The sequence below is a fragment of the Nocardia canadensis genome (genome assembly GCF_032656385.1).
Taxonomy (GTDB): Bacteria; Actinomycetota; Actinomycetes; order Mycobacteriales; family Mycobacteriaceae; genus Nocardia; species Nocardia canadensis.
Genome location: NZ_JAVCWB010000002.1, coordinates 426,935 through 447,196, shown reverse-complemented (window position 1 = coordinate 447,196; position 20,262 = coordinate 426,935). Strand labels below are relative to the sequence as shown.

At 70.0% G+C, this 20,262-nt stretch carries 18 protein-coding genes; 7 read left to right on the top strand and 11 right to left on the bottom strand.

What is annotated here, in order from left to right; translation table 11 throughout:
• Positions 1-116 precede the first annotated feature (116 nt).
• Positions 117-1,664 (bottom strand): amidophosphoribosyltransferase, encoded by a 1,548-nt coding sequence (gene purF / locus Q7X29_RS05400; protein WP_308248498.1) that lies wholly within the window; start codon positions 1,662-1,664, stop codon positions 117-119.
• Between the two features lie 145 nt (positions 1,665-1,809).
• On the opposite strand from purF, the gene Q7X29_RS05395 reads away from it, so the two are divergent.
• Positions 1,810-3,240, top strand: coding sequence for a YhgE/Pip domain-containing protein (locus Q7X29_RS05395; RefSeq protein WP_316573432.1), 1,431 nt, complete (start codon positions 1,810-1,812; stop codon positions 3,238-3,240).
• Between the two features lie 13 nt (positions 3,241-3,253).
• On the opposite strand, the gene Q7X29_RS05390 is transcribed toward Q7X29_RS05395, so the two are convergent.
• Entirely contained in the window at positions 3,254-3,649 is a 396-nt protein-coding gene (locus Q7X29_RS05390) for a sterol carrier family protein (RefSeq protein WP_218718751.1), read from the bottom strand.
• An 81-nt stretch (positions 3,650-3,730) separates the two neighbouring features.
• Complete coding sequence (locus Q7X29_RS05385; RefSeq protein ID WP_218718750.1) at positions 3,731-4,363, bottom strand: TetR/AcrR family transcriptional regulator; 633 nt, start codon at positions 4,361-4,363, stop codon at positions 3,731-3,733.
• An 82-nt stretch (positions 4,364-4,445) separates the two neighbouring features.
• Between Q7X29_RS05385 and Q7X29_RS05380 the strand changes: the two genes are divergently transcribed.
• Entirely contained in the window at positions 4,446-5,315 is an 870-nt protein-coding gene (locus Q7X29_RS05380) for an alpha/beta fold hydrolase (protein WP_316573431.1), read from the top strand.
• Positions 5,316-5,457: 142 nt separating this feature from the next.
• Here Q7X29_RS05380 and Q7X29_RS05375 read toward each other — a convergent pair whose 3' ends face one another.
• Positions 5,458-6,090: a CPBP family intramembrane glutamic endopeptidase gene (locus Q7X29_RS05375; RefSeq protein ID WP_316573430.1), complete on the bottom strand. Its 633-nt coding sequence runs from the start codon at positions 6,088-6,090 to the stop codon at positions 5,458-5,460.
• 166 nt (positions 6,091-6,256) lie between these two features.
• On the bottom strand, positions 6,257-7,987 hold the full coding sequence (locus Q7X29_RS05370; RefSeq protein ID WP_316573429.1) for an alpha/beta hydrolase: 1,731 nt from the start codon (positions 7,985-7,987) through the stop codon (positions 6,257-6,259).
• A gap of 144 nt (positions 7,988-8,131) precedes the next feature.
• Here Q7X29_RS05370 and Q7X29_RS05365 point away from each other — a divergent pair, with 144 nt between their 5' ends.
• Positions 8,132-8,422, top strand: a complete 291-nt coding sequence (locus tag Q7X29_RS05365; protein ID WP_218718747.1) for a YiaA/YiaB family inner membrane protein — start codon at positions 8,132-8,134, stop codon at positions 8,420-8,422.
• A gap of 48 nt (positions 8,423-8,470) precedes the next feature.
• Here the strand turns inward: Q7X29_RS05365 and Q7X29_RS05360 are convergent, their stop codons facing one another.
• Positions 8,471-10,294: an alpha/beta hydrolase gene (locus Q7X29_RS05360; RefSeq protein ID WP_316573428.1), complete on the bottom strand. Its 1,824-nt coding sequence runs from the start codon at positions 10,292-10,294 to the stop codon at positions 8,471-8,473.
• 17 nt (positions 10,295-10,311) lie between these two features.
• The gene (purL, locus tag Q7X29_RS05355) at positions 10,312-12,606 is read right to left on the bottom strand and encodes a phosphoribosylformylglycinamidine synthase subunit PurL (protein WP_218718746.1); all 2,295 of its coding nucleotides are present in this window, start codon (positions 12,604-12,606) and stop codon (positions 10,312-10,314) included.
• Between the two features lie 162 nt (positions 12,607-12,768).
• On the opposite strand from purL, the gene Q7X29_RS05350 reads away from it, so the two are divergent.
• On the top strand, positions 12,769-14,079 hold the full coding sequence (locus Q7X29_RS05350) for a glycosyltransferase 87 family protein (RefSeq protein ID WP_308248495.1): 1,311 nt from the start codon (positions 12,769-12,771) through the stop codon (positions 14,077-14,079).
• 154 nt (positions 14,080-14,233) lie between these two features.
• Here the strand turns inward: Q7X29_RS05350 and Q7X29_RS05345 are convergent, their stop codons facing one another.
• Positions 14,234-15,526, bottom strand: coding sequence for a M18 family aminopeptidase (locus Q7X29_RS05345; RefSeq protein ID WP_316573427.1), 1,293 nt, complete (start codon positions 15,524-15,526; stop codon positions 14,234-14,236).
• Between the two features lie 53 nt (positions 15,527-15,579).
• On the opposite strand from Q7X29_RS05345, the gene Q7X29_RS05340 reads away from it, so the two are divergent.
• Positions 15,580-16,452 (top strand): helix-turn-helix domain-containing protein, encoded by an 873-nt coding sequence (locus Q7X29_RS05340; protein WP_308248494.1) that lies wholly within the window; start codon positions 15,580-15,582, stop codon positions 16,450-16,452.
• 7 nt (positions 16,453-16,459) lie between these two features.
• On the top strand, positions 16,460-17,578 hold the full coding sequence (locus Q7X29_RS05335) for a serine hydrolase domain-containing protein (RefSeq protein ID WP_316573426.1): 1,119 nt from the start codon (positions 16,460-16,462) through the stop codon (positions 17,576-17,578).
• Here Q7X29_RS05335 and Q7X29_RS05330 read toward each other — a convergent pair whose 3' ends face one another.
• Positions 17,579-18,010, bottom strand: coding sequence for a MarR family winged helix-turn-helix transcriptional regulator (locus Q7X29_RS05330; RefSeq protein WP_218718744.1), 432 nt, complete (start codon positions 18,008-18,010; stop codon positions 17,579-17,581).
• 60 nt (positions 18,011-18,070) lie between these two features.
• Here Q7X29_RS05330 and Q7X29_RS05325 point away from each other — a divergent pair, with 60 nt between their 5' ends.
• A complete protein-coding gene (locus Q7X29_RS05325) occupies positions 18,071-19,147 on the top strand; it encodes a substrate-binding domain-containing protein (protein ID WP_316573425.1) in 1,077 nt (358 codons plus the stop codon).
• A 99-nt stretch (positions 19,148-19,246) separates the two neighbouring features.
• Here the strand turns inward: Q7X29_RS05325 and purQ are convergent, their stop codons facing one another.
• Entirely contained in the window at positions 19,247-19,924 is a 678-nt protein-coding gene (purQ, locus tag Q7X29_RS05320; RefSeq protein ID WP_218718742.1) for a phosphoribosylformylglycinamidine synthase subunit PurQ, read from the bottom strand.
• A 61-nt stretch (positions 19,925-19,985) separates the two neighbouring features.
• The gene (purS, locus tag Q7X29_RS05315; RefSeq protein ID WP_218718741.1) at positions 19,986-20,222 is read right to left on the bottom strand and encodes a phosphoribosylformylglycinamidine synthase subunit PurS; all 237 of its coding nucleotides are present in this window, start codon (positions 20,220-20,222) and stop codon (positions 19,986-19,988) included.
• Between the last annotated feature and the right edge of the window lie 40 nt (positions 20,223-20,262).

Below are 20,262 nucleotides of genomic sequence, written 5' to 3'. Positions count from 1 at the left end.
GGATGTTATGAACTAATCTTACGTAATTATCGTTGACCGGAATTATTCACGTACACAACGCAAAAGGGGCCGATCAGGTTTATCCTGACCGGCCCCTCCTGGACTGCGACGCGGCGCTACGGCCTGCTCAGCGCGTCGACATTGACGTTCTCGCCCAGCAGCTTCGCCTCCGGCTGACCCGAGAGCATGCCCTCGAGGACGTTCTTGCCGATGGCCGCTTCCTGCGGCAGCGGGATCGGGTAGTCGCCGGTGAAGCAGGCGGTGCACAGCCGGGTGGCCGGCTGCTCGGTGGCGGCGATCATGCCCTCGGTGGAGATGTAGCCGAGGCTGTCGGCGCCGATCGAGCGGCGCACGTTCTCGACCATGTCGACGTAGCTGTCGTCGGCGCCCGTGCCGTTGGCGATCAGCTCCGCGCGCGAGGCGAAGTCGATGCCGTAGAAGCAGGGCCACTTCACCGGCGGCGAGGCGATGCGGACGTGGATCTCCAGCGCGCCCGCCTCCCGCAGCATGCGGATCAGCGCGCGCTGGGTGTTGCCGCGCACGATCGAGTCGTCGACGACGATGAGCCGCTTGCCGCGGATCACCTCGCGCAGCGGGTTGAGCTTGAGCCGGATGCCGAGCTGGCGGATGGTCTGGCTCGGCTGGATGAAGGTGCGGCCCACATAGGCGTTCTTCATCAGGCCCTGGCCGTAGGGAATGCCGGAGCCCTGCGCGTAGCCGACCGCGGCGGGCGTGCCCGACTCGGGCACCGGGATCACCAGATCGGCCTCGATCGGATGTTCCTTGGCCAGCTTGCGGCCGATCTCCACACGGGTGGAGTGCACCGAGCGGCCGGCGATGGTGGTGTCGGGGCGAGCCAGGTACACGTACTCGAAGACGCAACCCTTGGGCTCGGGGTTGGCGAAGCGCATCGAGCGCACGCCGTCGGAGTCGATGGCCAGCAGCTCGCCCGGCTCGATCTCGCGGACGAACGCGGCGCCGACGATGTCGAGCGCGGCGGTCTCGGAGGCGACCACCCAGCCGCGGTCGAGCCTGCCCAGCACCAGCGGGCGCACGCCGTGCGGGTCACGCGCGGCGTAGAGGGTGTGCTCGTCCATGAAGGTCAGGCAGAACGCGCCGCGCAGTTGCGGCAGCAGCTCCATCGCGGCCTGCTCGATGCTCGAGTCGGCGGCGGCGTGCGCCAGCAGCGCGGTGACGATGTCGGAATCGGAGGTCGCGCCGGTCATCTGCGGGCGACCGTCGATCACGCCCGCTCCGATCAGGCCCAATTCGCGTGCGCGACCGGCCAGTTCGGCGGTGTTGACCAGGTTGCCGTTGTGGCCGAGCGCCAGGCCGGAGCCGACGGCGGTGGTGCGGAAGATCGGCTGCGCGTTCTCCCAGGTGACGCCACCGGTGGTGGAGTAGCGACAGTGACCGACGGCGATATGCCCCGGCATCGCGCCTAGCGTCTGCTCGTCGAAGACCTGGGAGACCAGGCCGAGATCCTTGAAGACCAGGATCTGGGAGCCGTCGGAGACGGCGATACCGGCCGCCTCCTGCCCGCGATGCTGCAGGGCGTAGAGGCCGTAGTAGGTGAGCTTGGCGACGTCCTCATCGGGAGCCCAGACGCCGAAGACGCCACACTCCTCGCGGGGCTCGTTCTCGGGCTCGTGGGGGTCATTCACCGTTTGCTCCCTGTTCGGGCGGGCTGGGGGCACCCGTCATTCTACGGGTGTTCAGGGTCTCGACGTACACCGCGGCGCAAACCTGGCGCAATCGACCGTGTGCGATCACCCAGATTCCGGGGGCACAGCTGCTACCGTGCCGATCGTGACCACCGATGACAGTGCGCACGAATCAGCCGATTCCCCGGCGTTACCCACCGTCAACGCCGATTCGGCGCCGAAGGATTCCGATACCTCGCCCGGTGGTGGAGCGAGATCGGCCACAGTCGGGATCTCGCGGCGGCAGTGGGTCAGGATTCTCGTGGCGCCGACCACTGTCCTCGCTGTCGTGTTGTCTCTGCTCGGCATCATGTACCTGGCCTATATCGCCGATCCGGAGGGGAATCTGCACGATTTCCCGATCGTGCTGGTCAACCAGGACGTCGGCGACACCATCGACACCGGCGGCCGGACCGAGCACGTGAACTTCGGTAAGCAGGTCGCCGATGCCCTGGTCGCGGGGGTGCCCGCCGACCAGGTCGATCTGCGCGTGGTCGGGATCAGCGAGTCCGAGCGGTTGATGCGCACCGCCCAGATCTACGGTGCCGTCATCATTCCCAGCGACTTCAGCAAACGGCTGGGAATTCTCGGCGTCGGCAGTGTGGTCGGCGGCGAGATCGAGCGCCCGATCATCACCGTGCAGACCAACTCCGGGATGGGCCCGTACTCGGCAGGCATCGTCACCCGCATCGGGGCGCGGGCGATGGCCGAGGTGAACAAGCAGGTCGGGCAGCAATTGAGCACGCGGGTCCGCGACACCCTCGCCGCGACGCCCGCGGGCGCGCCGACACCGGAGATCTCCGGCGCCGCCCAGCTGACGCTGGCCCAGCCCATCCAGGTGGTCGAGCAGGAATGGCGCCCGCTCGGCAAAGGCTCGGGCCTCGGCCTGACCGCGTTCTTCTACGCGCTGCTGATCCTGATGGCGGGTGTGGTCGGCGCGATGGTCATCCACACGATGGTCGACGCCCAACTCGGCTTCCAGCCCACCGAGTACGGCCCCTGGTACGTGCACTATCCGCCGACGCCGATCTCACGGTTCCACACCCTGCTGATCAAGTGGGGCGTGATGATCGTCGTGGCCGTGGTGATCTCGCTGCTCTACCTGGCCGTGGCGAAGGTCCTCGGTGTCGCCGGGAACCAGCCGACGCAGCTGCTGCTGTACTCCGTCCTCGCGCTGGTCGCGGTGGGCATGACCTGTATGGCGTCGCTGGCTGCCTTCGGCACCGCCGGCCTGCTGATCAACCTGGCCGTGTTCGTCATTCTCGGTCTGCCCTCGTCGAGCGGCACCGTCCCGATCCAGGCGGTCCCGACCTACATCGCCTGGCTGGCCGAATTCGAGCCGATGCACCAGGTGTACCTGGGCATGCGCTCGATCCTGTACTTCGAATCCGACTACACCGCCGGACTCGGGCGGGGAATCTGGATGGCGCTGCTCGGGCTCGGCCTCGCCGTGGTCGGCGGCATCGTGATCACCAGGTACTACGACGTCAAGGGACTGCACCGGGAGAACCTGATCGACACGACGAAGACGGACTGACCGCGCGCCGGTGTCACCGGGGATCGACCGGCACGATCGGCAGCCACGCCGCGATCTCGCCTGCGCGCGTCCCCGACACCGACAGCACGCCGGCGGCCACCGCGTCGTCGAACGCCAGCAATCCGGTGGCAAGCAACAACCAGGTGCGCGGGTCTGCCTCCACCACGTTCGGCGGCGTCCCCCTGGTGTGCCGTGGGCCCTCGATGCACTGCACGGCGACGAACGGCGGCACCCGGACTTCCACCGAGTGGCCGGGAGCGTCCGCCGCCAGCGCCCGCGCGGTCCCCCGCACCGCCGCGGCCAGCACGCTTCGCTCCGGCCCCGGCGCGTCGGCCGAACGCAACCAGTCGGCCACGGCGGTCACCGCGGCGCGCACCTCCGCCGGATCTACTGTCTTCCGTCCCGCCATTCGCGCAACGCTACCGATCGCGACCGGTCGCCGACGAGGCGGCGGGAGCCGAGCATCGGTGCGGACGGCGCCGCGGATCGATCAGCCGCGTCCGGCGCGCAGGGCGTCGATGCGCAGGTCGAGGTACTCGACCATCATCCGGCGCGCGTCGACGCCACCGAGCAGGGCGAGGCGTTTGGTGTGGGCGAGCAGGAGCAGGCCGGACAGGTGGGCCAGGACATCGGCGGTGATGACGCGGGCGCGTTCTTCGGTGGCACCGAGTTCCACGGCCGCGGAGACGATCGGGCCGAGGCCGGACAGCATGGCCGCGTTGAGGCCGGCGTCCAGTTCGGCGCCGAGACCGTGCGGGCGGATGCCGCCGCGGAAGAGATAGAAGCCCAGGTCCAGGTCGCGGGGGTTGCCGTCGTAGAAGTCGAAGAACGCCAGGCCCGCGGCGCGGAACCGGGCGGCGGGGTCGTCGAGGGTGGTCACCGCCGCCACCTCGGCCGAGAGCCGGGCCAGCGATTCGCCGAGCAGCGCGGCGTAGATGTGCTCCTTGCTCGGGAAGTAGGCGTAGAGCGCGCCGGGGGTGTAGCCGGCCGCGGTGGCGATGGCCCGGATATTGGCCGCGTCGACGCCGTCGGCCTCGAAGATCGTCCTGGCCGCGCGCAGGATGATCGCGCGTTTCGCCTCGGCGATCTCGTCACGCCGCTCCGCCCGGCTCGATTCGGCCACTGGTCCCCACTTCCCTTCGATCGGGGCTTCACGCTACATTCTGAACAACGTTCAGCACAGTGAACCATGTTCAGGAGGTGTCATGCCGAGCTCCACCGAGCCGACCGAACCGACGACGCTGCGGTTGCGCAGCTCCGACGAGCTGACCCTGGTCGCCGACAGCTTCGGCACTCCGGGCGGCCCGCTGGTCGTGATGCTGCACGGCGGCGGCCAGAACCGGCACTCGTGGAAGCGCACCGGCCGCGCCCTGGCCGCGGCGGGCATGCACGTCGTCGCGGTGGACGCCCGTGGCCACGGCGACAGCGACTGGTCGCCCACCCGCGACTACACCCGCGACGCCATGGTCGGCGATCTGCTCACCGTGCTCGATCAGCTCGGCGCCACTCCCGACAACGGCGCGGTCGTCGTCGGCGCCAGCATGGGCGGCATCACCGGCCTGCTCGCGACCGCCGACCCCGCCGGCGCCGCGATCCGGGCGCTGGTGCTCGTCGACATCGTGCCCCGCTCGGAATCCAAAGGCGTGGAACGCGTCATGGACTTCCTCGGCAGACACCGCGACGGCTTCGACACCCTCGATCAGGTCGCCGACGCGGTCGCCGCCTACCTCCCGCACCGGCCGCGCCCCGACAACGCCGACGGCCTGCTGCGCAACCTGCGTCAGCGCGAGGGCCGCTGGTACTGGCACTGGGACCCTGACCTGCTCAGCGGCCTCGAGGACAACCCGCAGGCCCGCATCGCCGACATGGAAGCCGCCGCCGAGGCACTCACCATCCCGGTCCTGCTGGTCCGCGGCGGCAAGTCCGACGTGGTCAGCGACGAGGGCGCCGCCGCCTTCCTCGCCCTGGCCCCCCACGCCCGCCTGGCCGAGATCACCGCCGCCGCCCACACCGCCGCCGGCGACGACAACGACGCCTTCACCGACGCCGTAGCCGGTTTCGTCGCCACCACCTGACCATGCCCGATTCGGCTGGCGAACTGGACCAGAAACGCATCACGGTGACGGTGGCATCCGGCCACAACCCGTAGTCACCCGGGATGGTCCGCACTGTCGACAAGGCGATCACCCAGTGCCAGGCGCAATGCACGGAGGGCGGTCACACGCCACGCCCCGAGCGGAGTTCGATCCGCTGCGCCACGAGCGGCAGCATCGCTCCCCCGGCGTTGATCGCCAGGTGCAGCAGGGCGGGGGCGGTCGCGCTGCCGGTGTGCCTGCGCAGCGCGCTGAAGACCAGTCCGGCGAGGGTGGTGAGCGCGACGGTGCCCGGCACCGATTCGCCGGTGGCCCGCGCCGGACGGATATGGCACAGACCGAAATCGAGCGCGCCGACCGCCGCGGCGACGCGCGGGTCCGCGACGTCGTCGAGCAGTGGATCGAGGGTGCCGCGGAACATCGCTTCCTCGGCGAGCACCGTGCCGACGGGGATGTGCAGGGCGACCCATTCGAGCGTGGATGTCTCGGGCACCCGCTCGGCGACCTCGAGCGGCACCTTGCGCAGCGCCGGAACGGCCAGCGCCACACCGTAACCGGCGAACACCAGCGCGGCACCGCCCATCCCCCAGCGAAAACCCTTGGCCGACGACCAGTTCGGCCGCCCCCCGAACACCAGCGCGTAGCTCGCCGCGAACCCGAGGTTGGCCGCGGTGCGGCCACGCAGCCGAAGGCGCGACGCGGGGAGCAGCCGATTACTCCACAGCAGCGGCAGACCCAGGGCCGCACCCACTCGCATCCGCTCCCGCAGACCGGGTGCGCGTCCCCAGCTGCGCCGCGCGGAGCGCCTCACCACCGAAGCTCGCAGCACTCGAACGCGACACCGCGACCAGCGCTCGCCGACGCCCACCGGGCAGACCACCCGCCGCAGGACGCGCGATACGCAAGCACCCGCGCGCCCCTGCTCACTTGACGGCCCGCTCGAACTCGTCCGCCGAATCCAGTGCGGCCCGGATACTTTCGACGACGTCCCCGCTCACCCCGGGCGGCGCCGCCACCGCCAACCACCCGTCCAGCACCAGGCTCCCGTAACGATGGCCGTGCCCGTCCGAAACCCCTTGGGCGTTGGTGAGATCCGCGGTGACCTGCCAGAACGTCACGAACGGTGCCCACCGCATCTGGGTGGACACATCCGGTCCGCGCGGTTCGCTGAGCCAGTCCGGCTGGGTCAGGATCAGATCGGCCGACCACCACACGATCGGGTCGGACGGATGTTGCAGGTAGGCGATGCGGGGTTCGCGCCAGGTCGCCGCGGGGCCGAGATCGCCTGCGTCGTCGGCGAATCGGACGACGAGCCCATCGGCGTACACCGGGGCCACCTCGGGTGAACCGGGGTCACGCCGGTCGACGAACTGGCTCCACAGCCGATTCGAGTTCGGCGGCCCGACCCACAGCGCCCCGTCGACCTTCTCGCGCAGGTCACCGAGCCCGTCGAACGCCTCCTCCGAACCCTGCGACCCCAGACTCTCCCCATAGACGAACAGCTTCGGCCGCTGCCCCTCCGGCTGGGCCAGCCAGCGCTGATACACCGCGTCGAACAGCTCCCGGCTCGCCGCGGCGGCCTTCTCCCGGTCCGACAGGAACGACAACACGCTGGGCAGATAGGAGTACTGCGTGGCCACGATCGCGGTATCGCCGTCGTAGAGGTATTCGATCGCGCCCGCCGCCGTCGCGTTCACCCAACCGGTCCCGGTCGTGGTGACCACCACCATGGCCTCGCGGTCGAACGCGTTGGTCCGCTCGAGTTCGGCGACGGCCAGCTGCGCGGCGGTCTGCTCGCCGGTCACCGATTCCAGCCCGACATAGGCCCGAATCGGTTCGCGCGCGGTCTTTCCCGTCACCTCGGTGATGTCGTCGGCGCTCGGTCCGTTGGCGGCGAACCAGCGGCCCTCGTACCCGAGGGTCTGCCACGGCGCGAGCGAGGTGGCGCTGCCCGAGCGCTCCGGTTTCACGGGCTGCAGCGCGTAGTCGGAGGTGTGGTCGTTGCGCACGCTGAACGCGGAGTTGGCCACCGCGAAGAACGCCCGCGAGGCGACACCGTTGAACACCGTCACCGCGAACACCACCAGCACCAGCGCGCCGGCGGCGGGCGCGAGTTCGCGCGGCACCCGCACCCAGCGGTTGAGCTGACGGGCCAGCACGAGCACCAGGGTCCGGATCGTGCGGTAGGCGGCGACGACGGCGATCCCGACGGCCACGCTGAGCAGCCCGGTGCGCAGGTAGGCGGGCGTCGTCGTCCCGGCCATCCCCATCAGCGAAGTGATCTCGCGCTGCCAGCGCGCCGACTGCACCAGCATCACCGCCGCGACCAGCGCGCACACGACCAGCACGGTCGCCTTGATGGCGTACCGCAGCCGATCCGACGGGCTCGGGATCGGGATCCGCGCCCGCACCCAGCGCCGGAAGATCCATTCGAGCACACAGCCGAGCCCGTACCCGATCGCGGCGTTGATCCCGCTGATCAAGCCCTGGAACAGCCAGTCGCGCGGGACCAGCGACGGCGTCACCGACAGGGCGAAGAACAGCGTCGCCAGGACCAGACCGGGGTAATTGAGGTCGACGATGTCCTCGACGCGGCGCAGCAGCTCGGCGCCGCGCGCACGCAACGTCACGAGGGTGGAGCCGGTCGCGGACACCCACCCAGTATGGCTGCCCGGTTCGGCGCCGCGGGGCGTTGTGGATGGTGGGTCGGTCACTCCCGGCGGTGTTCGGCAACTACCCATCGCACTCGAGTAGTTTCACGCGCCCGCGACAATCCCCCGGTCAGCACACTGATTCCCATGAGCACACCCAATGCCAAGCCGAAGAACACCTCGGCGTACATGGTCCAGGCCGCGATCGCGTTCGGCGTCAGCCTGATCGGCACCGGCGCCGGGATCGCCTACCTGCCGCTGGACGCCTGGCAGCGCGGATTCCTCGCGATGTCCGGGCTGTTCCTCGTCACCAGCTGCTTCACCCTCGCCAAGGTCGTGCGCGACCAGCAGGAGGCCCAGTCCCTGATCGGCCGGATCGACGAGGCGCGGCTGGAACAGCTGATCGCCGAGCACAATCCGTTCCGAACAGTGTCGTAGCCGGGACCGGGCAGCCCCGATCGAGGGGTTCGGCGCTGCCCGGCCCGGCTACTTCAGCTGATGCTCGGTGGCGGCCGACTCGACCAGAAACGCCTTGATCCGCGCCGCCAGTTCCGGTGTGTAGTCCGGTGGTTCGGCCACCGCGGCCCACGCGTCGGGCACGACATTGCCGTAGTTGTGGCCGTGCCCGTTGGATACCGTCTGCGCGCGTGGCAGATCCGCCGCGACCTGCCAGAACGTGACGATCGGATACCACGACATCGCCGGGGACACATCGGGTCCGCGCTTCTCGCGCAGCCAGTCGGGTTCGGAGAACAGCAGATCCGGCGACCACCACACCACCGGGTCGGACGCGTGCTGCAGGTAGACGATGCGCGGGTCGGTCCAGTTGTCCGAGGGCCTCGCCAGCTGATCGGCGCTGGCGGCGAAGCGCACCGAGAGCCCGTCCGCGAAAATCGGGGTGATCTCCTCGGTGCCCGGATCGCGCCTGCGCACGAACTCCGCCCACAGCCGGTTCGAATTGGGCGGGCCGACCCAGAGCACGCCGTCGGTGCGGTTGCGGATGTCGGCCAGGCCGGAGAACGCGCCCTCGGAGCCCTGCGAACCGAGGCTCTCGCCGTAGACCAGCAGCTTGGGCCTGGCGTCCTCGGGCAGCGCCGCCCAGCGTTCGTACACCTTGTCGAACAGCAGGCGGCCCATGGTCATCGACTTGTCACGGTCGGACAGGAACGACAGGGCGCTGGGCAGGTAGGAGTACTGCGTCGCGACCAACGCGCTGTCCCCGTTGTACATCAGCTCGATCGACTCGGCGCTGGTCGAGTCGACCCAGCCCGTGCCGGTGGTGCTGATCACCACCAGCACTTCCCGTTCGAAGGCCTTGGTGCGGTCGAGTTCGGCGACGGCCAGGTCGGTCTGGGCCTCGAAGCCGTCGGCCGATTCCAGCCCGGCGTACACCCGGATCGGTTCGCGCGCGGGCTTTCCGGTGACCTGGCCGATGGCCAGCGCGGTCGGCGCGTTGGCCACGAACCATCGGCCCTCCGAGCCGAGGGTGTCCCACTTGGCCAAAGACTCGGGACTGCCGGAACGTTCGGGCAGCATCGGCTGGATCGCGTGCGCGGAGGTGTGGCTGTTGCGGGCGCTGAACGCCGAATTCGCCACGGTGAAGAAGGCTTTCGCCAGCACGCCGTTGAACAGCAGCACGGCGGCGATCATCACGATGATCACGCCGAGCGGTCGCGCGAACGACGCCGGAATCCGGACCCACTGGTTCAGGCCGCGCGCGACGGCACGCACCAGCCGGACCACCCCGCGCGAGATCCAGATCAGCAGGCCGACCACCACCGCACCCACCAGCACGGTGCGCGGGTAGCCCGAATCGGAGATCGGTTCCATCCCCATCAGATCGGTGATCTGGTGCTGCCAGTGCGCGGACTGGACGCTCAGCGCGATCGAGACGATCAAACAGCCCAGCACGATCACGGACTTCACCGCGATCGACGTCCAGCTCGGCCGCTTCGCCCAGACGTCGGCGAGCCGGTCCGGCAGGGTGATCCTGGGGAGAACCCATTTCCGCCAGGCCCAGGCCAGCGCGCAGCCGATGCCGTAGCCGATGGTGGCGTTGATGCCGCTGACCAGGCCCTGGAAGAACCAGTCACGCGGCAGCAGCGACGGCGTCAGCGACCAGCAGAAGAACACCGTGGCCACGACGAGCCCCGTGTAGTTCGGGTGGAAGAACCGTTCGACCAGGTGGATTCCGCGCAGGACCGGGTTGCCCGGCGCCGCAGGGGTGTCCGGCGCCGCGGGAGTGTCCGGCGCGGCGGGGTTGGCGTGCGCCGCCTCGGTGGGAGTCGAGCTCGTATCCTCTGTCGTCAAGCTCGACTCCCATCCGATCAGGCGGTGTGCGCTCCGAACAGCTTAGGCAGGGTGCCCTCGAACGCCTCACGCAATTCGGCGAGTGTCACCGAGAACTGGCCCTGCACCTCGATCGAATCCGAGCCCTGGTCGACCACGCCGATGCGCACCCACGGCAGCTGCCGCGCGTCGCACATCTTGGTGAAGCGGGTCTCCTCCGAGCGCGGCACCGCGACGAGCACCCGCCCGGCCGACTCCGAGAACAGCTGCACGAACGGGTCCGAGCCCTCGGGCAGCACGATGCGGCACCCGGTCTCGCCCGCCAGCGCGGCCTCGACGACGGTCTGCGCCAGGCCACCCTCGGACAGGTCGTGCGCCGCGGAGATCATGCCGTCGCGCGAACCCGAGGTGAGCACCTCCGAGAGCAGCTGCTCACGGGCGAAGTCGACCTTCGGCGGCACGCCACCGAGGTGATCGTGCACGACCTGCGACCAGATCGAACCGTCCAGCTCGTCGTTGGTCTCGCCGAGCAGAATCAGCGACTCGCCCGGCTCCAGGCCCAGGCCGGTCGGGATGCGGCGGTGCACATCGTCGATCACGCCGAGCACGCCGACCACCGGGGTGGGCAGGATGGCATCCTTGCCGGTCTGGTTGTAGAAGCTGACGTTGCCGCCGGTCACCGGAATGCCCAGGGCCGCACAGCCGTCCGCGAGACCGCGCACGGCCTGCTGGAACTGCCACATCACGCCCGGGTCCTCCGGCGAACCGAAGTTCAGGCAGTTGGTGACAGCCTTCGGGGTGGCGCCGGTGGTGGCGACATTGCGGAAGGCCTCGGCCAGCGCCAGCTGCGCGCCGGTGTACGGGTCGAGCTTGGTGTAGCGGCCCGAGGCGTCGGTGGCCAGCGCGATACCGCGGCCGGACTCCTCGTCGATGCGCACCACGCCGGCGTCGGCGTGCTCGGCCAGCACGGTGTTGCCGCGCACGTAGCGGTCGTACTGCTCGGTGATCCACTTGCGGCTGCACAGCTGCGGGCTGGCGATCATCGTCAGCAGGGTCTCGCGCAGCTCGTCGGCCGTCTTGGGCCGGGGCAGCGTGGCGGTGGTGTCGGCGATCAGCGCGTCCTGGGTGTCGGGACGCTGCACCGGGCGCTCGTACACCGGACCCTCGTGGGCGACGGTGCGCGGCGGCACGTCGACGACGGTCTCGCCGTGCCAGGTGATGACGAGGTGATCGCCGTCGGTGACCTCACCGATGACGGTGGCCAGCACGTCCCACTTTTTGCAGACGGCCATGAAGGCGTCCACGTTCTCGGGAGTGACGACCGCGCACATGCGCTCCTGCGACTCGCTCGACAGGATCTCGGCGGGGGTCATGTGCTTGGCGCGCAGCGGGACCTTGGTCAGGTCGATGTGCATGCCACCGTCGCCGGCCGCCGCCAGTTCGGAGGTGGCGCAGGACAGCCCGGCGCCGCCGAGGTCCTGGATACCGACGACGAGTCCGGCCTTGTACAGGTCGAGACAGCACTCGATGAGCACCTTCTCGGTGAACGGGTCACCGACCTGCACGGCGGGCAGCTTCTTGCGGCCGGTGCCGGTCTCCTCGCCGGAGAAGGTGTCCGAGGCCAGCACGGACACGCCACCGATGCCGTCGAGTCCGGTGCGCGCGCCGAACAGGATGATCTTGTTGCCCGCGCCGGAGGCGAAGGCCAGGTGCAGGTCTTCCACGCGCATCGCGCCCGCGCACAGCGCGTTCACCAGCGGGTTGCCCTGGTAGGAGGCATCGAAGACGGTCTCGCCGCCGACGTTCGGCAGGCCGAGGGAGTTGCCGTAGCCGCCGACGCCGCGCACGACGCCGTCGACCACGCGACGGGTGTCGGCCGCGTCCGCCGCGCCGAAGCGCAGCTGGTCCATCACCGCGATCGGGCGCGCGCCCATCGCCATGATGTCGCGCACGATGCCGCCGACGCCGGTGGCCGCGCCCTGGTACGGCTCGACGTAGGACGGGTGGTTGTGGCTCTCGACCTTGAAGGTGACGGCCCAGCCGTCGCCGATGTCGACCACACCGGCGTTCTCGCCGATGCCGGCCAGCATCGAGGCCTTCATCTCGGGCGTGGTCGTCTCACCGAAGTAGCGCAGGTGCACCTTGGAGGACTTGTAGGAGCAGTGCTCGCTCCACATCACGGAGTACATCGCCAGCTCGGCGTCGGTGGGCCGACGGCCCAGGATCTCCTTGATGCGGGCGTACTCGTCGTCTTTGAGACCGAGTTCCTTGTACGGCTGCGGAGCATCCGGGGTGGCTGCGGCGGTGGCGACGGTGTCGACCTGCAGTGTCACGGGAGACCAGGGTCCTTTCGGCCGGGGGAACTTGACTACAGAGTCTAATTGGCTATGCCGAGGCCGCCCGCTCGGGCCCGTGTTGCGAACAAGTGACAGACCTCGCACCCGGCCTGGTCACACCTACGCTTCGCCAGGCTACGCACCCGTTAGTCTGACGCCGTGAACGAGAGTCCGGGGGTTGCCGAGCAGGTCGAGTCGACTGCTCCCGCGCATGACGCGGTGCCGAGTTCCACTCCGGCCGGACCGGCGGCACCCCCACCCGGGCTCTCCACCCGTGACCGACAGCTGCGCTGGCTGGCCGCCGCGATCGGATTGTTCGTCGTCTCGGCCGCGGTGGCGCTGCTCGCGCACTGGTGGCACGGCTACATCGACCTGCGGGTCTACCGCAACGGCGCCCGGGTCTGGCTCGACGGCGGCGACCTGTACGGGCCGATGCCGCCGGTCTACGGCCTCGGTCTGCCCTTCACCTATCCCCCGCTGGCCGCCGCGTTCTTCGTGCCGCTGGCGCTGATGCCGATCCCGGTCGCCGAGGTCGTCGTGCTGGTGACCTCGCTGCTGAGTCTGGGGATCGCGCTGTGGCTGGTGCTGGTCCGGCTGCGTCCCGAGCTCGACCGGATCGCGGTGCTGACCGTGGTGATCGCCGGGCTCGGCCTGGCCCAGTTCCTCGAGCCGGTCCGCCAGACCTTCAACTTCGGCCAGATCAACCTGATCCTGATGGCCGCGATCACCCTCGACATCCTGGTGCGCAAACCGTTCTGGCCGCGCGGCATGCTGATCGGCATCGCGGTCTCGATCAAGCTGATCCCCGCGGCCTACCTGCTCTACTTCCTGCTCAAACGGGACTGGAAGGCGGCTATCACCCTGGTCGCGTCGGCCGTGGGCGCGGTCGGGATCGGGTTCCTGCTGTTCCCGGCCGATTCGGTGGAGTACTGGTTCCACACCGTCACCGACACGGGCCGCATCGGGACGCCGTACTTCGCGGGCAATCAGTCGATCAAGGGCACGCTGTTCCGCCTCGGGCTCGACGAGTCGATCGCCACCGGGCTGTGGATCGCGCTGTCGGCCGTGACGGTCGCGCTGGCCGCGGTGTGGATGTACCGGCTCATCGGCGCCGGCAAGGACGTCTCGGCGCTGCTGGTCAATGCCGCCGCCGTGCTGCTGGTCTCGCCGGTCTCGTGGTCGCACCACTGGGTGTGGGTCGCGCCCGCGCTCGTCGTCGCCGTCGACCAGGTCACCCGCCGGCGCTCGCGCGGGTTCACGGCCGTGGTCGCGCTGTTCACCGTGATGTTCATCATCGGACCGCAGTGGGTGTTGCCGCATTCCGGCGGCAAGGAACTCGACTGGGCGTGGTGGCAGCAGATCATCGGCAGCGCCTACGTGTGGGCGACGTTCGCGGTGATCGTCTACGCCGTGATCACCTACCACCCCGCCAGGAAAGCCCCCGCCGCACCGGAACTCGCCACCGCCTGACGGGGAAATTCGCGCGGCGACCCGGTCACATCGGACCGGCGGGCCGCCACGCGGGGACCCGTCGCGGCTCGACCTCGGCCACCACCACGGTTCGCCCGGAGTCGCGCCGCTGCTCCCCTGGCCGCTGCCGACGGTGCAGCGCACCGGCGTCCGCTCAGTCCACGGCGGCCGGGGTGAGGAACGCGGCGAGCGCGGAAGCGTAGGCGGACACGTCGGTGGCGCCCATGAGTTCACGGCACGAGTGCATGGCCAGCTGCGGAGCGCCGACGTCGACGGTGGAGATGCCGGTGCGGGCCGCGGTCATCGGTCCGATGGTCGACCCGCAGGGCAGATCCGCGCGATGCACATAGCGCTGCAATGGAACCTCCGCCTGGGCGCAGGCCAGCGCGAACGCCCCGGCCCCGGCCGCGTCGGTGGCATAGCGCAGGTTCTGGTTGACCTTGAGCACCGGCCCGCCGCCGACCTCGATCCGGTGCGCGGGTTCGTGGCGCTCGGGGTAGTTCGGGTGGGTCGCGTGGGCCATGTCACCGGAGGCGACCACCGAACCGGCCAGCGCCGCGAGGTAATCCGCCCGACCGCCACCACGGGCGAGCACGATGCGCTCGAGCACCGCGGGCAGCAGATCCGACTGCGCGCCCCGGTCGGACTGGCTGCCGACCTCCTCGTGGTCGAACATCACCAGCACCGGCGTCGCGGCGCCCGGTTCGTCGACGGCGGCGAGGAACGCCTGCAGCCCGGCGTAGCAGGTGCCCTGGTTGTCCAGGCGCGGCGCGCTCACCAGGTCGTTGTCCCGGCCGACCAGGGTGCTCGGCGCGAGGTCGTGGGTCATCAGTTCCCAGCCGAGTACGTCGGCGCCGTCGACGCCGGCGCGTTCGGCCACGAAATCCAGGAAGGAGGCGGGGGCGTCGCCGATGCCCCAGATCGCGTTGACGTGGTGCTGCGGGTCCAGCGTCACCCCGCGCCGATCCTCGGACAGGTGGATCGCCAGCTGCGGCACCCGCAGGATGGGGTCGTCGATGCGGACCAGCACGTCGCTCATCCGGGCGCCGTCGCGCACGCTCAGCCGGCCGGAGAGGCCGAGTTCGCGGTCCAGCCAGGAGTTCAGCCACGCGCCGCCGTAGGGCTCGAGCCCGACCAGCTGCCAGCCCGCGGTCGCCAGATCCGGATGCTGCTTCACCCGCAGGTTCGGGCTGTCGGTGTGCGCGCCGACCACCCGGAACGGGTCGGCCGGCGCGGCGTCCTCGTCGGCCCACGCGATCAGCGAACCACCGCGCACCACATAGTGTTTCCCGCCCGCGCTCTCCCACGACCGCGCCTCGGCCAGCGGGGTGAACCCGTTCGCCGCCAGCTCGGCGGCGACCGTCGCGCACACATGGAACGGCGAGGGCGAAGCATCGATGAACGCGCACAAGCCACTCGCCGTGGCCGCAGTCAGGGATACAGGCACAGCCGCGATCCTAGCCCGCGAGGTCGCCGCCCTGCCTTCCGTAACCTGGACGGGTGGACAGAGTCGACGTCGGCGGACGGTCCGAGCGGGACTGGGAATTCGCAGGTCCGGCCGATGCGATGACAGCGGGTGCCGGGATCATCGGCTACCGCGACGCGGGCGGGGCCGGCGTGGATCTGCGAGTCGCGGGGGCGGCCTCGGTCACCGTGCTGATCGAGTTCGGGGGTGGCGGGTTGCGCGTCGACGACGCGTTCGGCAGCCGCACCCTCGGTGGCTTCGTGGCCGGGCTTCCCCTCGCGGCCATGCGGGTGCGTGGGGAGCGGGCCGCGTGCGTCGAGGTCCGGATGTCGCCGGTCCGGGCGTATTCGCTGCTGGGCGTGTCCCCCACGGAACTGGGCCGGGGCGCGGTCGCCGTCGAGGACCTGTGGGGTTCACGGGCCCGGCGGCTGCGCGAGCGGCTCGCGTCCGCCCCGACCTGGGACGACCGTTTCGCGGTCACCAGAACGTTTCTCGCGCAGTGCGACCGGCCGACGCGGACCCCCGACCCGGAGGTGCTCGCGAGCTGGAGCCGCATCCTCACCACCGGCGGCCAGGTGCGCATCGGCGAGCTCGCCGCCTCCCTCGGCTGGAGCCACAAGCGGCTGTGGTCGCGGTTCGAATCCCAGATCGGGTTGACCCCCAAGCGAGCGGCGATGCTGGTCCGGTTCCGGTCCGCGGTCGACGGTCTGTTGGCCGGCAGGCCCGCGGCCGACGTCGCGGCGGCCTGCGGGTACACCGATCAGGCCCATCTGTGCCGGGACGTGTCGACCTTCGCCGACCAGACGCCGGGGTCGCTGGTGCCGCGCTATCTGCCCACCGTCGCCCAGCACCGCTATCGGGCCTGGGGAAGATTCGTCCAAGACCCGGCGGGGGCGCTCGGCCGATAGTTGTGCCGTGACCACCACTTTCGATCCCGACAAGCTCCAGATCGCCCTGGAGACCATCCACCACGCGGGCCTGCCCGGCGTCTTCGCCGAGGTACGCGCCGACGATCGGATCTGGCGCGGCGCGGCGGGTGTCGCCGACGTCGACACCGGCCGCCCCGTCACTCCCGACCTGCGCCACCGCGTCGGCAGCATCACCAAGACGTTCACCGCCGCCGCGGTGCTACGCCTGGTCGACGAGGGCGCCATCACGCTCGACACCCCGATCGGCCACTATCTGCCGCGACTGGTTCCCGGCGACCGAGGTACGGCGATCACGGTCCGGATGTTGATCAACCACACCAGCGGTCTCCCCGACTTCCTGCCCATGGCCTACCCCTCGCTCGCGGCCTTTCCCGCCGTGGCGAAGACGACCCCGGCCAGCTTGGACGACCACCGGTTCACCCGATTCGCGCCGACCGAGCTGATCGCGATGGGCGTCGGCGCACCCGCCACCGGCGCGCCGGGCGGCACACCGGGGGTGTACTCGAACACCAACTACCTGCTTCTGCGCCAGCTGATCGCGGCGGTGACCGACATCTCGGCGCCCGACTACATCACCCGCGCCATCATCGAGCCCGCCGATCTGCCCGACACCGAGCTCCCGGCAGGCCCGACCATCGACGGACCGCATTCGCGGCACTACGAGGCATGGTTCGGCATGATCGACCCGCCGCGCGACTACAGCGTCTTCGACATGTCGTGGACCGATTGCGCGGCGTCGCTGATCTCGACCGTCGCCGATCTGAACCGCTTCTTCGGGCTGCTGCTGGCCGGCGAGATCATCAGCCGCGCGTCGCTGGCGCAGATGCGGCGAACCGTTCCGGTCATCGCCTTCGACGGCAAGACCGGCGACTACGGTCTCGGCCTGCAGAAGACCACGGTGCCCGGCCTCGGCACCTACTGGGGCCACGAGGGTTCGGTGTGGGGCGGCGGCGCGACCTCGATGACCAGCGCGGGCGGCACCCGGCAGCTGTCCTTCGCGGTGAACCTGCAGCGTTGGAACCGCCTCGACGCCACGGGAAGACCGCAACCGCATCCGATCGACGACGCGCTGGGCGCCTTCACCCAGCTGGCGCTGGGCGGGTGACTACAGCTCGGCGATGACGCCGAGCGCGGCCGACAGCTCGCTGTAGCGCCGCGCGCCGAGGCGGGCCCGCAGCTCTTCCTCGGCGAGCTGTTCCTCGGCGCGGATCTTGGTGACCAGCTTCGCCCCCAGGCTGCTGAGCCCGATCAGGATCCGGCGGCGGTCGTCGGTGGCGGCGACCCGGAAGATCAGCCCGCGCTCGGCGAGATGATCGGCGTGCCGGGTGGCCGAGGACGGCGCGAGCCGCGCGGCCGCCGCCAATTCCGACATGGTCATGCCGTCGTCGGTCGACAACTGCGACAGAATCGCCCAGTGATCGGCCGTGAGATTGTCGGCCGACAACGCCGATTCCAGCTGGCGCACCCAGTTACGTTCTGCCGAGCGCAGCGCGCCGTGCAGCGTGGAACACCCACTTATGATGGACACCGATTGCATTCCCACCTGCCGACACATTCATTCGAACAAACCTGTTCGCACTAGGCGTTAGAGTACAGAATGCCCACGTTCGACGAGAGTCGGGACGAAACGATCGAGATTCTCTCGATCGTGCCCACTCAGGGCCCCGGTGGCATCATCGCACCTTCGTGCACCGCCGCCATTTCCCTGGCCGTCGACGAAATCAATAGCGGGACAGGAATTCTGGGTCGCGAAATTCGGCTGACAACGCTCGACGGCGGTCGGCCGCCGTACGAGGTGGCCGCCGAAGTCGACGCGTTCCTGGCGACCGGAATGGTCGGCGCGATCACCGGCTGGCACACCTCGGCGGTGCGTCGCGCCGTCGCCGACGCCGTCGACGGCCGTGTCCCCTACCTCTACGCGACCGACCACGAGGGCCTGCCCGACGAGCGCCCCGGCGTCTTGCTGGTGGGCGAGCATCCCGATCACCAGACCGTGCCCGCCGTCGCCTGGATGGCTCGTGAGCTGGGCGTTCGCCGCTGGGCGGTGATCGGCAACGACTACATCTGGCCCCGGCAGACGGTCAACGCGCTGCGCCGGGCGCTGCCGACACTGGCCGATCTCGTGCTCGAGCAGTACGTGCCGCTGGGCACCACCGATTTCCACCCGTTCCTGGACAGCCCGGCGCTGCTGCGCGCCGACGCGGTGCTGATCCTGATGGTCGGCGCCGACACCGCGCGCTTCAATCGCCAGTTCACCGCCACCGGTCTGCCCGCGATCATGCCGCGGCTGAGCCCCGCCGTCGACGAGAACGTGCTGCTGAGCGCGGGTCCGGCGGCCAATGCCAACATGTTCGTCGCGTCGAGCTTCTTCGTCGACGAGCACACCGCCGACGGCCGCGACCGCCGCACCCGCTACCGCGAGCACCACGGCGCCTTCGCCCCCGCGCTGACCACGTTCAGCAACTCCACCTACGAGGCCGTCCACCTGCTGCGCACGCTGGCCGACACCGTCGGCACCCTGGACGTGCCGACCATCGCGGCCAGACTCGACGACGGCATCGTCCTGGACGGCCCGTCCACCCGCAACGGCTTCCTCGGCAACCAGGCGATCGGTCCTGCGCACCTGGCTCGCGCCGACGGCGTCGACTTCGACATCATCGACCAGCTGCCCTGACGACCACCACGCCCCGACCCCGAGGAGGGTAAGGCCGCGCAGCGGCCGTCGCGGCCGTCCCGCGGGGCCGCGACCTCGAGCGCGCCAGCGCGCCAAAACTCAAGCGTTGATGAGGCTGTCGATCACCGAGAAGAACATGCCGAGACCGTCGTCGCTCGGACCGGTCAGCGCCTCGGTGGCGTGCTCGGGGTGCGGCATCAGGCCGACGACCCGGCCGTTGGCCGAGGAGATGCCCGCGATGCCGCGCTGGGAGCCGTTCGGGTTGTCGCCCGCGTAGCGGAACACCACGCGACCTTCGCCCTCGAGCTCGTCGAGCACCTGCGCGGAGGCCTGGTAGCGGCCCTCGCCCGACTTCAGCGGGATGAGGATCTGCGCGCCCGGCTCGTAGCGGGAGGTCCAGGCAGTGTTGGTCGCCTCGACCTGCAGCCACTCGTCGCGGCAGATGAAGTGCAGGCCCTCGTTGCGGGTCAGCGCGCCGGGCAGCAGCCCGGCCTCGCACAGCACCTGGAAGCCGTTGCAGATGCCCAGCACCGGCAGGCCCTGACCGGCCGCGCGCACGACCTCGCCCATCACCGGCGCGAACCGGGCGATGGCGCCGCAGCGCAGGTAGTCGCCGTAGGAGAAGCCGCCGGGCACGATGACCGCGTCGACGCCCTTGATGTCGGCGTCGGCGTGCCACAGGCTCACGGCCTCGGCGCCGGCCAGCCGCACCGCGCGAGCGGCGTCGACGTCGTCGAGCGTGCCGGGGAAGGTGATAACGCCGATGCGTGCGCTCATGCCCGCGCCTCGCTGACGCTCGGCTCCGGCATGACCGCGTGGGCGGCTGTGCTGTGCTCCCTCATGAGACCCGAACGACCTTCCAGTCCTCGATCACCGTGTTGGCCAGCAGCGCCTCGGCGATCTGCTCGAGCTCGGCGTCGGAGACACTGTCGTCCACCTCGAGCTCGAATCGCTTGCCCTGCCGCACATCCGAGATTCCGGCGAATCCCAGACGCGGGAGCGCGCCGACCACGGCCTGTCCCTGGGGATCCAGGATCTCGGCCTTCGGCATGACCTCGACCACGACTCGTGCCACGCGTTGCTCCTCATGTGGTGTGGGGGGTTACCTCGGAAAT

Excerpts from the sequence above, each read along its gene's own strand:
- Q7X29_RS05390 (WP_218718751.1), bottom strand. The coding sequence starts at position 3,649 with ATGGCGGGACGGAAGACAGTAGATCCGGCGGAGGTGCGCGCCGCGGTG.
- Q7X29_RS05380 (WP_316573431.1), top strand. The coding sequence starts at position 4,446 with ATGCCGAGCTCCACCGAGCCGACCGAACCGACGACGCTGCGGTTGCGC.
- Q7X29_RS05375 (WP_316573430.1), bottom strand. The coding sequence starts at position 6,090 with ATGCGAGTGGGTGCGGCCCTGGGTCTGCCGCTGCTGTGGAGTAATCGG.
- Q7X29_RS05365 (WP_218718747.1), top strand. The coding sequence starts at position 8,132 with ATGAGCACACCCAATGCCAAGCCGAAGAACACCTCGGCGTACATGGTC.
- Q7X29_RS05330 (WP_218718744.1), bottom strand. The coding sequence starts at position 18,010 with ATGCAATCGGTGTCCATCATAAGTGGGTGTTCCACGCTGCACGGCGCG.
- Q7X29_RS05325 (WP_316573425.1), top strand. The coding sequence starts at position 18,071 with ATGCCCACGTTCGACGAGAGTCGGGACGAAACGATCGAGATTCTCTCG.
- purQ (WP_218718742.1), bottom strand. The coding sequence starts at position 19,924 with ATGAGCGCACGCATCGGCGTTATCACCTTCCCCGGCACGCTCGACGAC.